Below are 13,566 nucleotides of genomic sequence, written 5' to 3'. Positions count from 1 at the left end.
ACGCTATTAAGACGTGCTCCTCGATGTTCGGTATCGTGAAATTGATAGAGGGAAGATAGAAATTATCATCTTTAATTACCTTTCTTAAAACTTTCTAGTAGTAACATATTGTAAAACTTGAAGAGGTCGGGACAAAAGCGTTTAGGATTTGATTACACCTGAACGATGAGCAAAAATTGTTGTCCAAATTTTGTTGAAAATCTTGCTTTTGGAAAGCCGTTAACCTCTTTCCCAGAGAATAGAACCCCTCTATCTCGGTTCAACATATATGCTATGGGCATCGACTGATATGAAAAGTCATCTCTAAATATTGAAGCGGGAATAAAATGGTATCGCAACTCTGTACGTTCTATGTATACAAGAAAGCGTTTTTATACTATAATAAACATAATAATAAAACTTTTGTACACACTGAGAATACACAACATCGACTATTGTATACAAGGGGAGAGATAGAATGAAAAAAATTATTATTACTGGTGCATTGGGACAAATAGGTACAGAACTTGTAGTTAAATGTCGTCAATTATATGGGACAGAAAATGTGCTTGCCACTGACATAAATGAGCCGGAAGCAGATTCAGAGGTAGCTCAAGGACCTTTCCAAGTTTTGGATGTTACCGATAAAGATAAAATGTTTAAAACTGTAGAAGAATTTGGTGCTGATACGATCATGCATATGGCTGCTTTATTGTCAGCCGTTGCTGAGAAGAGACCGATGTTTGCATGGGAGCTTAACATGGGTGGTTTAATGAACGCCTTAGAAGCGGCGCGAGAATATAATTTACAATTCTTTACTCCTAGCTCTATAGGGGCGTTTGGTTCTTCAACACCTAAAGTAAATACGCCTCAAGTTACTATTCAACGGCCATCAACGATGTACGGCGTCAATAAAGTTGCTGGTGAGTTACTTTGCCAATACTATTTTGAGAAATTTGGTGTTGATACACGTAGTGTGAGATTCCCGGGTCTTATTTCATACGTCAAAGAACCAGGCGGCGGTACGACAGACTATGCTGTTGAAATATACTTTGAAGCGGTAAGAAAAGGTGAATATAAAAGCTTCATCGATAAAGGTACATACATGGATATGATGTTTATGGACGATGCTATAGACGCAATCATTAAATTGATGGAAGCAGACGGAGGTAAATTAATACATCGCAATGCTTATAACTTAAGCGGTATGAGTATTGAACCAGAAATGGTTAAGAATGCCATTCAAGAATACTATCCAGATTTCAAACTGAGCTACGATGTAGACCCTGACAGACAAAGCATTGCAGACACTTGGCCTGATAATATCGACGTGAGTTGTGCACGTGCAGAGTGGGGCTTCGATCCTCAATATGATTTAGATAAAATGACGAAAACGATGTTAGAGGCTATTGAGAATAAAGAGGGAGTAAAGTAACCGTTTTGGCGCGTTACAATAGACGTATTTAAATTTCTGTAAGATGTTCAATAACATATTCTTCACAAATCAATACAACGATAAATGCCAGCACTTAGGCTTCCTGTCTTAGGCAAGCGGGACGAAGTGCTGGCTAATATTTTAATGAATTTATGCTTGTCACTGCTTAGAATGAAAGTGGAGTATGATAGTCAACCCCTGCAATTATAGTCGCTGTATTTGAACCTGTTAATAACAGCTGAGTTTATCTTTAATCCCCATTACGACTGTTCATTGATAGATATTTTTTCTTAGGATTAAAAGTAAACTCTAATGACTCAATTTTACGACCTTTTTCAACTTTGACTTTATTTATATTTAAATTTGTAAATATGAGACCTAATTCTTTAATGATAGGTGTTAAGACTTTTTGATTAATATGTGTCATCCGATAGCTTTCAGGAATATCCAACTGTTCTCTGAAATCACTGATTGTTATTTTAAAGTAACCAGTCTCGGCATGTTGTTTGAGCAGTCTATACATATTTTTTGAGTACACAGATTTAAGATTCGTCATCACTTTTAACTCGTACTGAGTAAAATTAGAAATAATATCGTCTAGAACGTGCTTTAGATTAGGATTAAAACGAACTGTTAAAGTTTCAGTCGTGACATCGACTTTATATCCTGTAAACAACACCACTTTTTTGAATGATAAATTATCACGCTCTGTATAAGTGAGATCTAATAACTTGTCATATACAAACTTTAAATCTTGGACAAATCTTTTCTGTGAATACCGTGCCTCTTCACTCAAAAGACGAAGCTCCTCAAAGGGAATCGTAAGTTCATTAACATCTTGTTCTCTTAACTTATTGCAAAGGCTAAAAAATACATCAATTTCTGCGCTCGTGAATTGACGCAAAGGTGCTAAGTTCATTTCATTCTGGTGTACAACAGCTTCATCAGACATATTTGCGATCCCTCCTCGAATGAAAGGAAACTTAAATTAAAAAAGTTTCTAAAAATACGTTTAACCCTGCCAAAATGTGTTAGAGAATAATATAAACAATTTGGAGGTGAAATAATGTTACATCGTTTCTTAACTATCTTTGGTCAATTCTTCAACGATCAAATTGAATATTATGGCCAAAATAAACCTTACAAAAAATAAGCGTTACCAATATGAGCTGAAAATGAAATAAGGGAGGTGTACTACGTATGTTAGAAGATACTTATGAAGCATTCATCGGCTTTCTAAAAAGAATTGGACTTTAATTAAAAAGCCCAATGAAAAAAAGAATCTAACGAATGAAAACTGTACGCTTCGTGAAATTTCATTCGCCTAGAATGTAGCCCGCTAGCTGTCATCTAGCGTTTACAACTATTGAAATATATCATTCTTAAAGACCCTAATTATGAACTTTTCATTAGATTTGATTTATTAATAGTGCATCATAAGGGTAAGTTATGATATATTAAAGTCATAGTGGCTACTTGCAATAGTATCCACTATCATTCCCAAAAACTTATAGGGAGGCTGTCCCTTCGTAGAGTGGCTTTCTTAAGGCGACAGTCTTCCTTGCTTATTAATGAAGCTATATTTGTAAAGTTATGAGTGGTTTTATAGCTTACATTCATACCCAATATTCATTGTGCAACGCTTATCTTATAAATACACTTTACCTACTTAAAGGTTGATTAAACTATATTGAACCATTATTAAACGCTTACAATAATAAGGTTCTTCGTTTATAGTTTAAACGTTTATTGCCGATAGTAAACATATAAATAGGATTTTCTAAGTGTATAATGGGGGCTGGGACATAAATCCTAGCCTCTTCAACATCTCGGCAGTAGATGGCTGATTTGAAAACGCGCTTGTATCAAGCTTTTTTCAATTCTAGCCATCCTTGCCGGGGCGGGACGACGAAATCTTTTTGTTCAAATTAGATTTCTGTCCCGCTCCCTCTTTCAGCATCTTGGCAGTAGATGGCTGATTTGAAAATGCGCTTGTATCAAGCTTTTTTCAATTCTAGCCATCCTTGCCGGGGCGGGACGACGAAATCTTTTCATTCAAATTAGATTTCTGTCCCGCTCCCTTTTATTATACTATATAATAAGACTTAATAGGTCACATTTTCAAAAAAATATTTTATATTTTTGTTTTTAATTGTAGCTTAGCAGACTATTTAGTTATGTATTGGAACATAATAATTTGTGTGGAATCTTCACTGTTGCATCAATCGGCATGTTTTAGCTGCGATGATGTGGTCATTGGAAGGTCTAGGGCATTTAATGTATTAGGGGCTCAATGTCTATCTAAAAGATGCAGAGGTGATAGGTAGTTCTTGTCGTATAAAATGCTTAACCATAATTTTATCATATCAAATATCTTTAAGAATTTGTTTGCGTTTGTTTGTTTATTATAGCTTGTATATATATAGCTATTAATATCTCTTTTTCTATATTTTTATGACTTAACTTTAAGTGATGTTGCTCACCTCGTTGATTTGTAGAGGCTGGGACATAATATAATGTCTCAGGCTGTTTCAGCATCTTGGCAGGCAGTAGATGACTGATTTGAAAATGCGCTTGTATCAAGCTTTTTTCAATTCTAGTCATCCTTGCCGGGGCGGGACTACGAAATCTTTTTATTCAAATTAGATTTCTGTCCCGCTCCCTCTTTCAGCAACTAATAATTCTTCATTACGATTATTCAAAATTGTTGTTTTTTTACTAAGGTAAGGATTTTTAAGTATTAATTGTTCTGAACCATAATTCAACTGATATGGAAGTTGTTGTTTCCCTTCGCTATCAAAAAATTTTTTCATTTCAAACGTACCTATTTGTTTGTCATTCATGTAAACATTGTATTTGGGTCTTAGTGTTAATATTTTATTAGGTATTACCTTAACATTAATATCTTCAGAATTTAAATATATACTATAAATTGGTTGGAAACCGAAAATACTTATTAATTTATGAAAATTATTAAAAAATACTGTGTTATATGTCATATTATGTCCACCATATATAGGAATGGTTTGTTTATCTACAGTATATAAAGGTCTCTGAAAAAATATTCATGTTCATTTAAGCTAATTGATGATTTTAAACTGTTATTTAAAGAAGAATATTTGTTTTGCATTAATTTTCTAAAAATAATTAAGGCAATAATAACTATTGTAACAATTGCCCATAAAACCCAAGTACTCCAAAGGGGAATGTTAAATAATTGATCTTGGTTTAGTAATAACAGAATCGTATTTATTAAATTGAAAACTAAAAGTACGACCCATAAGAGCGTTTCGCGAAACATTGCCAATGAGAAAACTCCTTTTTAGTTTGATGATTTAATAATAAATTAAGATAATCACTTATTAAATTAAAAACTATAGATATTTCATTTAGTGAAGAGTTGTCCCAAAGCGCAGTTATGTTTGTAACTGTTTTAGCTTGAGGTATATAACTTGCAATAAATCCAGCCACTTCGCTTAATTAAACCTCCGATAACATATTAAAGAGAATATGGTTTGTTTGGTAACTTAATATAGAAATAGATAAAAATTAAATATTCTAGGGAGCACGTTCTGTTAAAAGGTAGAAAATAAGGGAGCGGGACTACGAAATCTTTTTATTCAAATTAGATTTCTGTCCTGCTCCCTTATTATTGAGGAACTTCTATTTATATGTTTACTATTTGCGATAAACGTTTAAACTACTAATGAAGAACCATATCATTATTGTAAGCGTCTAAGGGATGGTTCCTTTATTAATTTATCTTTATACACAGTTTAAACGTATTCATAAGATAAGCGTTACAAATTGAATGTTGGGTTTAAATGTAAGCTATAAAAGCACTCATAACTTTACAATTATAGCTTCATTAATAAACAGGGAAGACTGTCACCTAAGAAAACCACAATAAGAAGGGACAGCCTCCCTATAAGTTTTTGGGAATGATAGTGGATACCACTATAACTTTAACATATCATAACTCCTCCTTATGACGCACTATTAATAGAACAAATATAGTGAAAAAGTACATAAAGTTGGAGTTATGTGTTAGAATACAATTCAATAGTTGTAACCGCTAGATGACAGCTAGCGGCTACATTCTAGGCGAATGAAATTTCACGAAGCGTACAGTTTTCATTCGTTAGATTCTTTTTTTCATTGGGCTTTTTAATTAAAGTCCAATTCTTTTTAGAAAGCCGATAAATGCTTCATAAATATCTTCTAACATATGTAGTACACCTCCATTATTTATTTCCATTTCGCATTAGGTAATGCTTATTTTTCGTATGGTTTATCTTGGCCGTAATATTCAATTTTGTCATAGAAGAATTGACCAAAGATAGTTAAGAAACGATGTAACATTTAGTTCACCTCCAAATTGTTTATACTATTATCTAACCCATTTTTGAAGGTTTAAACCTATTTTTGGAAACTTTTTTTATTTTGGTTTCCTTAATTTTATAAAAAAGCCTTAAACTAGTTAAAAATCAGGGGAGCGGGACAGAAATCTAATTTGAATAAAAAGATTTCTGTCCCGCTCCCTGTCCCAGCCCCCGGCTTCGCTTTTATAGGGCCGCCCCAACTCGCTGTGCTTGTTGAAACTGGTTTACCAGTTTCTCTGTGTTGGGGCCCCACCCCAACTCGCAGTGCTTGTAGAAACTGAATTATCAGTTTCTCTGTGTTGGGGCCCCTGCCCAAATCCTAAACGCTGTTGTCCCAAACCCTTCGGAGTTGTTTGAAATTTTTAGATAATTATTGAACGCCCTGAGCGCGATTGATATAATTATTTATAGTGATAAATTAATATTAGGAGGAAATCATCATGTCAGATAGAATTGAAATTGTGAAACGCGATCAACTTAAAGAAAAACCAGATCCACAAAATCTAGGATTTGGTAAACACTTCACAGACTATATGCTAAGTTACGATTATGATAAAGATAAAGGTTGGCATGATTTGAAGATTGTACCTTATGGACCAATCGAAATTTCTCCGGCAGCTCAAGGTATTCATTACGGTCAATCTGTGTTTGAAGGATTAAAAGCATACAAACATGGTGACGACGTTGTATTGTTTAGACCTGATCAAAACTTTAAACGAATTAATAACTCTTTAGAACGTATTAATATGCCTAAAATAGATGAAGAAGAATTATTAGAAGGATTAAAACAGTTAGTAGATGTTGAACGTGATTGGGTACCTGAAGGCGAAGGGCAATCGTTATATATTCGTCCAGTAGTCTTTGCAACTGAGGGGACACTTGGCGTGCACGCATCTAATAATTATAAATTATTGATCTTGTTATCACCATCAGGCTCTTATTACGGCGGTGGTTCATTAAGTCCAACTAAGATCTATGTGGAAGATGAATATGTACGTGCTGTGCGTGGCGGTACTGGCTTTGCTAAGACAGCTGGTAACTATGCTGCAAGTCTACTTGCTCAATCGGAAGCAAACAAAGATGGTTATGATCAAGTTCTCTGGTTAGATGGTGTCGAACGTAAATATGTTGAAGAAGTAGGAAGTATGAACATTTTCTTTGTTATTAATGGTAAATTAGTAACTCCTAAATTAGATGGCAGTATCTTACCAGGTATTACGAGAAAGTCTATTATCGAACTTGCTTCTAAACTAGGTTATGAAGTTGAAGAACGTCACGTTGGCATTGAAGAGCTCTTTGATTTATATGACAACGACGAATTAGAAGAAGTATTCGGTTCAGGTACTGCAGCAGTGATTTCTCCAGTAGGTAAGTTGAAGTACGAAGATCGTGAAATCACAATTAACAACTTCGAAACAGGTGAAATTACACAAAAACTTTACGATAACTACGTAGGTATTCAGAGCGGTGAATTAGAAGATCCGAATGGTTGGAGAGTTGTAGTTCCTAACTATCAATAAGTTGTAATAGCATAGAGGCTGGGACATAAAGGTCTTTGACTAGAGAGAAAAAGAGGCTGGGACATAATGTAATGTCTCAGCCTCTTCAACATCTCGGAATGACTGATTTGAAAACGCGCTTGTATTAAGCTTTTTTCAATTCTAGTCATCTTTGCCGGGGCGGGACTACGAAATCTTTTTATTCAAATTAGATTTCTGTCCCGCTCCCTCTTTCAACATCTCGGCAGTAGATGACTGATTTGAAAATGCGCTTGTATCAAGCTTTTTTCAATTCTAGTCATCCTTGCCGGGGCGGGACTACGAAATCTTTTTATTCAAATTAGATTTCTGTCCCGCTCCCTTTTTCTAGCTTTTATTTCGTACTTCGGGTGGAAAGTGATATATTATACTACTGAAGACTACTCTAGGAGAGATAGAAGTGCGTAAGTCTATAATAGAATGGGTCATAGCTATTATTATTGGTATAACTCTAGCAATTCTCTTAAGCCAATTTGTAGTAACTAAATATGACGTCAACGGTAATTCAATGTATCCTACTTTAAAAAACGAGGATAAATTACTAATTAATGAATTCTCAAAGTACGTAGGTACAGTTAAACGAGGGGATATAGTGGTATTTCATGCGGATCATGAACATGACTTTATCAAGCGTCTAATAGGCAAACCTGGGGATACAGTTCGCTACAAAAGAGATCAATTATTTATTAATGGGAAAAAAGTATCGGAGCCGTACTTGAAATATAATAAAAAGGTCACTCTGAGGAAGTACCTGACAGAAGATACTGACGTTTCTAATATGCGCCATTCAAGAGGCAAGCACCATGTACCTAGAGGGAAGTATCTCGTCCTAGGAGATAACCGTGATATTAGTAATGATAATCGTCGAGATTTAGGTTTAGTTAATGAAGATCGCTTAGTCGGTAAAGTATTTATGCGCTACGCTCCTATTAGTAAGATGAAGTTTAAAACATATGCTCACAGTTTTGATAAAGTGAATTAAGAGAGCGATTTATCAGTCAAGTCAGTTAATATATTGAGTGATACCTTGCTCTCTTTTTAATAACCGCGAAGGTATTATTGAATATAAGAAGAATGTTAAAGAGAGGTAGAGGTGTTGCAACATTGATCAAGTGGATTCTCTTCGATAAAGACGGTACTTTAATATACTTTGATGAGAGTTGGAACAGAATAGGCATGCAACTTGTTGATGATTTCATAACTGAATATCGCCATGACATTAATGATATTAATGAGGCTTATAGAGCATTAGGTATAATTGAAGGTAAGATTCAGCCTGGTACAGTGATGGCTTCGGGATCACTACAAGATATCATAAACGCATTTAATAATTTAACGAATAAAAATGTAAGTCAATGGGCTCAGGAGCGTAGTCAAGCTTTAATTGACCAACGCGTGCCAGATAATAAACGGGTGGAAGGCGTCTATAGTACTCTTAAAACATTAAAATCTCGAGGCTATAAACTCGGTATCGTCACAAGTGATACTAAAAAAGGTTTAGATCAATTCTTAAAGGCTACAGAAACAACACAATTCTTCGATGTGGTCATACCTACTGAGGCTCATGCTGTCGAAAAACCTAATCCTGATGTGTTGAAACCGTTATTTGATCAATTTGATGTAGAACCTTATGAGGTAATGATGGTAGGCGATACACCTAATGATATTCTAACAGCGATAAATGCCAAACTTGGCTATAGTTTAGCAGTATTAACCGGGGTTGGAGAGAAAGAAGACTTTGACCAAGCAAACTATATAGCTAATGACGCCAATGAAATACTCACAATATTAGATGAAGTTAAATGAGGTGCTCGAATGATTGATGGACGCTATGCTGATTATCAGAATGTAGCCTTTAAAGTAGTCGATGAAACGGGAAATGAATATGTCTTAGTTACGGAAGATGCTGAAGCAGAGTCATTAGGTTTTGAAGCACAAACTACCAAGCATACAACCCATACGCTTTATTATAAAAAAGTTGCAAAAAATGAAGTAGATCGTATTTACGTCTTGTCTCAAGAAGCGCGTTACGGTGGCGCAGTGTTCGATCTATTCCAAGACGTGGAAGGTAGTAACTATATTGGTACAGATAATCAAGATAAAGCTGAAGCTTTCGGCTTAGAATCAAATGGAGAAGATTATTATAGTAAAAAGGTAGATGAGGATGAAATAGACAAGATTATTTATCGTAAAGATATTGATTGAAAGTTGCGAGTAAGATGAGGTTGGGGCAAAAGCGTTTAGGATTTGAGCAGGGGCCCCAACACAAAGAAACTGGTAAACCAGTTTCTGCAAGCACTGCAAGTTGGGGTGGGGCCCCAACAAAGAGAAACTGGGCCATATTGGTCTTTGACTAGAGAGAAAGAGGCTGGGACATAAATACCAGCCTATTCAACATCTCGGCAGTAGATGACTGATTTGAAAATGCGCTTGTATCAAGCTTTTTTCAATTCTAGTCATCTTTGCCGGGGCGGGACTACGAAATCTTTTTGTTCAAATTAGATTTCTGTCCCGCTCCCTCTTGCAGCATCTTGGCAGTAGATGACTGATTTGAAAATGCGCTTGTATCAAGCTTTTTTCAATTCTAGTCATCCTTGCCGGGGCGGGACGACGAAATCTTTTTATTCAAATTAGATTTTTGTCCCACTCCCAAGAAGAAACACTCAGATGAAATGAATTAAATCATCTGAGTGCTATTTTTTCTGGGATTTATGTCTCAACCTCAATATTTAGAACAAATTTATTACACTATTGATTGCTTTGGCGTCTACGCACAAGTAACGCTAAACCGCCAATTAACATCGCTGTAGATGCACTTATAGGAAGTGTGTTATCCATACCTGTAGATGGTAGTTGTTGTTCTGTATTACTCTCATTTTTACTTTGTACCGCTTTATCTTTAGATGGACTGTTTGCAAAATTATTATTATCTTGAGCACTATTCATCGCATGAGAGGTACTATCTTGTTTCATGACTTCTTGCTCGTTTGAATAAGTTAAAGGGTTAGAGTTGTTAGAGCTGCTGCTTACCCCATCATTAGAATCTGCTGAGGAAGGGACACCTGGTTTTTCTGATATTCCAACGTCAGTGTTATTAGTTTGGCTATTGTTATTTATATTGCTCGCTGATGCTGAATCTTTAAGATCTGTACCGAAGTAAGGTTCGTTTACCCCAGCATCTAGATCGCCAGACTGACCGTCGTTCACATTATCTATTGTTGCTAAATCGTTTGGGTCTGCACTAAGGTAAGGTTCGTTCACACCAGCATCTAAATCGTCAGATTGATCGCCATTACCTGGATTTTCTTGATCAGAATCCACGCTTTGATCGTCGTTACCTGGATTTTCTTGATTAGAATCTACGTTTTGATCATTATTAGTTGGTTCGCTTTGATCCTCTTCTGGTGAATCGATAATCACTTCATGCTCAGTTTCAGGTGGTAGGTTTTTACTTAAATCGACTGCATCATTTGGGTTAGGTGCTTTTGTGTAAGTAGGGCTATTATCATCTATAACTACAGTGTTTGGATCATCGTTCTCAATATCTACTGTCACTCTATCATTTTCTGCTGCTTCAGCTGAGTGACTTACTCCGAAGTAGAGTAGTGTTGATAATAAGGCAGTGCTCGCCCCTACATTAAACTTATGCATATCGAAACTATCTTTTCTTTTAAAAGAATTTTCTTTTTTCATATTTAACTTCCCCTCAATCAATTTTAGTGTCCGCTTCAAACTGCTACAATATTTGACCCTACGAGTTACTGTATATTATTAATCTTAGCACCGTTTTTAAGGTATTTTATACACGTTTCATTTTTTAAAATGTCTAAATTGTTAATTTTTCCTCTTCTTGCAGTAACAGATTTAAGAAAAATAGTCATTATGTCAAAAATACTTATTATTTTTTGGCAAAGAGGGTCTGTTTTTGAATCTCTTGAGGAGTTAGCTCTGTAGTTTCTAAAAAATGATAATAAAACGAACACGCTATATACGTCACTCGCTATATTTTTAATAAATATAAAGATAGTCTTCCTATAGTCTTGTGCATAATATAAAATACTAAGAAACTACTGATATAAAGGGGATTCATAAGAAACATCATGAAGCCACACGTTTGCTATTTACCTGAAGGTATGACACGGCCTAGTCGTTGCTATAATGGTATTATTGTCGCTTTTGCTAAAGAAGGTCAAGTTGAGGTTCAAATAGAAGATCAAATATTTAAAGATAGAGTGGTACATATTATTAATGAAACCGAGTTGTATAGAATTCATAGTCGAGAAGTATTGATATTTTCTTTTCCAAGGGATTGCATTCTCAAACATAGTCAATATCACAATTCTATTAAGTTCGATGTGAATCTTAATTATCAACTAGAAGTGAAAAGGGATTTAATAGCTCTCTTTAAGCAATTGATAAATGAAAGACCTGATGACCAAGAAATTGATACTTTAATATTTAAGATACTCAGGAACTTCCATACTCAAGCTAAAAATAGTTCAACTCCTAAGCAGGATTTATTCAATGAGATAACAAGTTATATCTTTGCTCAGCTTAAGCAAAAGATAACTTTAAATGATTTAGCACAGAAGTATTATATTTCACGATCCTATGTATCAAATTTATTTACTAAAAGATTAAATATGACGTTTAATGATTACTTATGTTCATTAAGAGTAGCGCATACCATGACAGATCTTCTATCTAGAGAGAGAACGGTCGAGGAAATCGCTCGTCAGTGGGGGTATACGAGTGCTTCGAAATATATCGGTCATTTCAAACGTTTCTTACGTACAACACCTAAACAGTACTTGCAGAATGTTCATACATATGCGCACTTACCTATATTAGATGGGATTCACGATATATGTAGATTGCGTGATCTCCACTTTGGAGTTGTAAATTGTTATGTAGAAACTACTGTGTCTATAAAGGATACTGAATTTCAATCAGAGGGTTTAAACTTTTTTCAAATTATAAGTGTTGAAACCTTCCGTCAGCTAAATAAAATAGTGAATAATTCCTCATCTTTTAATGTTAGTTTAACTGAGCAACCTAGGTTTACTTATGTTCATATTAAGGAACCTCTAATTGATAGTGAGGATGTTCAAAATAGTGTGATAGAGTGTTTGAAAAAACAAGTACCACTAGCTATAAATATTAGAAGTGTAGAGGAGTATTTAAGGCTAGACAACTGGATAAAAGAATTTCAAATGTATGAGATACGAGGGTATTCATATACTCAGTGGGAAAATGCTAATTTATTAATTATTATAAATGGCGAAGGTAATATACTACCGAAAGATTTTAAAGTATTGCCACAGAGGATAAATGGAGTGCGTGTGAAATATGCAGTGGATATAACTTCTCAATATGTGGGTTATCTTAATTCTTCTGAATATGAGGAGATAGAAACAGATTATTATCTTTTTAACTTCTCTCTAGCAATGCCACAAGACGAAGACAGTTGCCGTCTTTGTTCAAAAGAAAAAGAACGCCTTAACGACTTTTTAAAGGCTATTAAAGCTCAAGGAAAGCTCATCGTGCTAGATTCAGGGATTATAGAACAAAGTGCAACTTTAGATTATCGTACTTATCTCAATATGTGGGTTGAGTTGAATGATTACTTAAGTGGTGTAAGTATTCATTTCTCATCTCAAGTAACTACGGGGTTGGCTCTGATTAATCAATATGATATCAAGCTACCGTTTGCACATCTGCATGAGATGTTAGGTTTGTTTGTGCAGGCACCCATTCAATATGGTGAGAACTACATAGTTGCCAAGAAAGCATATGGTTACCTTATCTTGCTTTATAATTACACATCTCCTAGATTATCGGAGTCGTTAGCGAGCACGCACTTCACTATTCAGTTAGATGATTTAGCTACTGCAGGGACACAGACCATTTCACTTGAAACTGTAGATATGAATCCTCTAACTGGTCTAGAGGGGGTAGCTACTCAAAATGTAAAGTCACCTGAGTGTTTATCACCGTCGTTGAAATACAAAGTTAACACTTACACTCAGTCAACACTTACTATAGATGCACATGAATTTTTAAATCGTCCGTATTTTGTCACTTTAAAGCCTAATATGATAACACTATGTACGATTTATCACTCATGGGTTGGTAGTTAACAGGTTAGGAAGGGTGCCGTTACCTTTTCACAAATTATCTATGTCAATTTTAAAACTTTCAGACCATACTTTTTAATTATAAGCGTCTGAGA

The 13,566-nt window shown here is 35.0% G+C and carries 11 protein-coding genes and 1 pseudogene; 7 read left to right on the top strand and 5 right to left on the bottom strand.

All coding sequences use genetic code 11. From position 1 onward, the window contains the following. Positions 1–457: 457 nt before the first annotated feature. Positions 458–1,414 (top strand): NAD-dependent epimerase/dehydratase family protein, encoded by a 957-nt coding sequence (locus tag N9R04_RS08335; RefSeq protein WP_262856296.1) that lies wholly within the window; start codon positions 458–460, stop codon positions 1,412–1,414. Positions 1,415–1,697: 283 nt separating this feature from the next. On the opposite strand, the pseudogene N9R04_RS08330 reads toward N9R04_RS08335, so the two are convergent. The 4 genes and pseudogenes from N9R04_RS08330 to N9R04_RS08315 all read right to left on the bottom strand — a co-directional run. After that, positions 1,698–2,366 (bottom strand): annotated as a pseudogene (locus N9R04_RS08330) (replication initiation protein); the annotation flags it as partial. Positions 2,367–3,790: 1,424 nt separating this feature from the next. Further along, the gene (locus tag N9R04_RS08325) at positions 3,791–3,952 is read right to left on the bottom strand and encodes a hypothetical protein (protein ID WP_262856295.1); all 162 of its coding nucleotides are present in this window, start codon (positions 3,950–3,952) and stop codon (positions 3,791–3,793) included. 104 nt (positions 3,953–4,056) lie between these two features. Beyond that, the gene (locus N9R04_RS08320; RefSeq protein WP_262856294.1) at positions 4,057–4,413 is read right to left on the bottom strand and encodes a hypothetical protein; all 357 of its coding nucleotides are present in this window, start codon (positions 4,411–4,413) and stop codon (positions 4,057–4,059) included. A gap of 1,477 nt (positions 4,414–5,890) precedes the next feature. Continuing rightward, the gene (locus tag N9R04_RS08315; RefSeq protein WP_262856293.1) at positions 5,891–6,049 is read right to left on the bottom strand and encodes a hypothetical protein; all 159 of its coding nucleotides are present in this window, start codon (positions 6,047–6,049) and stop codon (positions 5,891–5,893) included. Positions 6,050–6,236: 187 nt separating this feature from the next. Here N9R04_RS08315 and N9R04_RS08310 point away from each other — a divergent pair, with 187 nt between their 5' ends. From N9R04_RS08310 to N9R04_RS08290, 5 genes are all read left to right on the top strand, one after another. Further along, positions 6,237–7,316 carry a branched-chain amino acid aminotransferase gene (locus N9R04_RS08310; protein ID WP_262856292.1) on the top strand — a complete coding sequence of 360 codons (1,080 nt, stop codon included), beginning with the start codon at positions 6,237–6,239 and terminating at the stop codon, positions 7,314–7,316. Positions 7,317–7,734: 418 nt separating this feature from the next. Continuing rightward, positions 7,735–8,316: a signal peptidase I gene (gene lepB / locus N9R04_RS08305; RefSeq protein ID WP_262856291.1), complete on the top strand. Its 582-nt coding sequence runs from the start codon at positions 7,735–7,737 to the stop codon at positions 8,314–8,316. Positions 8,317–8,441: 125 nt separating this feature from the next. Beyond that, on the top strand, positions 8,442–9,140 hold the full coding sequence (locus N9R04_RS08300; RefSeq protein WP_262856383.1) for an HAD family hydrolase: 699 nt from the start codon (positions 8,442–8,444) through the stop codon (positions 9,138–9,140). A 9-nt stretch (positions 9,141–9,149) separates the two neighbouring features. After that, positions 9,150–9,539, top strand: a complete 390-nt coding sequence (locus tag N9R04_RS08295) for a UCP033725 family protein (RefSeq protein ID WP_262856290.1) — start codon at positions 9,150–9,152, stop codon at positions 9,537–9,539. 14 nt (positions 9,540–9,553) lie between these two features. Next, on the top strand, positions 9,554–9,691 hold the full coding sequence (locus tag N9R04_RS08290) for a hypothetical protein (RefSeq protein ID WP_262856289.1): 138 nt from the start codon (positions 9,554–9,556) through the stop codon (positions 9,689–9,691). A gap of 391 nt (positions 9,692–10,082) precedes the next feature. Here N9R04_RS08290 and N9R04_RS08285 read toward each other — a convergent pair whose 3' ends face one another. Beyond that, positions 10,083–11,027, bottom strand: a complete 945-nt coding sequence (locus N9R04_RS08285) for an LPXTG cell wall anchor domain-containing protein (RefSeq protein WP_262856288.1) — start codon at positions 11,025–11,027, stop codon at positions 10,083–10,085. Positions 11,028–11,434: 407 nt separating this feature from the next. Between N9R04_RS08285 and N9R04_RS08280 the strand changes: the two genes are divergently transcribed. Continuing rightward, positions 11,435–13,474 carry a helix-turn-helix domain-containing protein gene (locus N9R04_RS08280; protein WP_262856287.1) on the top strand — a complete coding sequence of 680 codons (2,040 nt, stop codon included), beginning with the start codon at positions 11,435–11,437 and terminating at the stop codon, positions 13,472–13,474. Positions 13,475–13,566 lie beyond the last annotated feature (92 nt).

Origin of the sequence: Staphylococcus marylandisciuri (assembly GCF_025519785.1) — a bacterium.
Classification (GTDB): Bacteria; Bacillota; Bacilli; order Staphylococcales; family Staphylococcaceae; genus Staphylococcus; species Staphylococcus marylandisciuri.
This window is presented reverse-complemented; position numbering and strand designations above follow the sequence as displayed.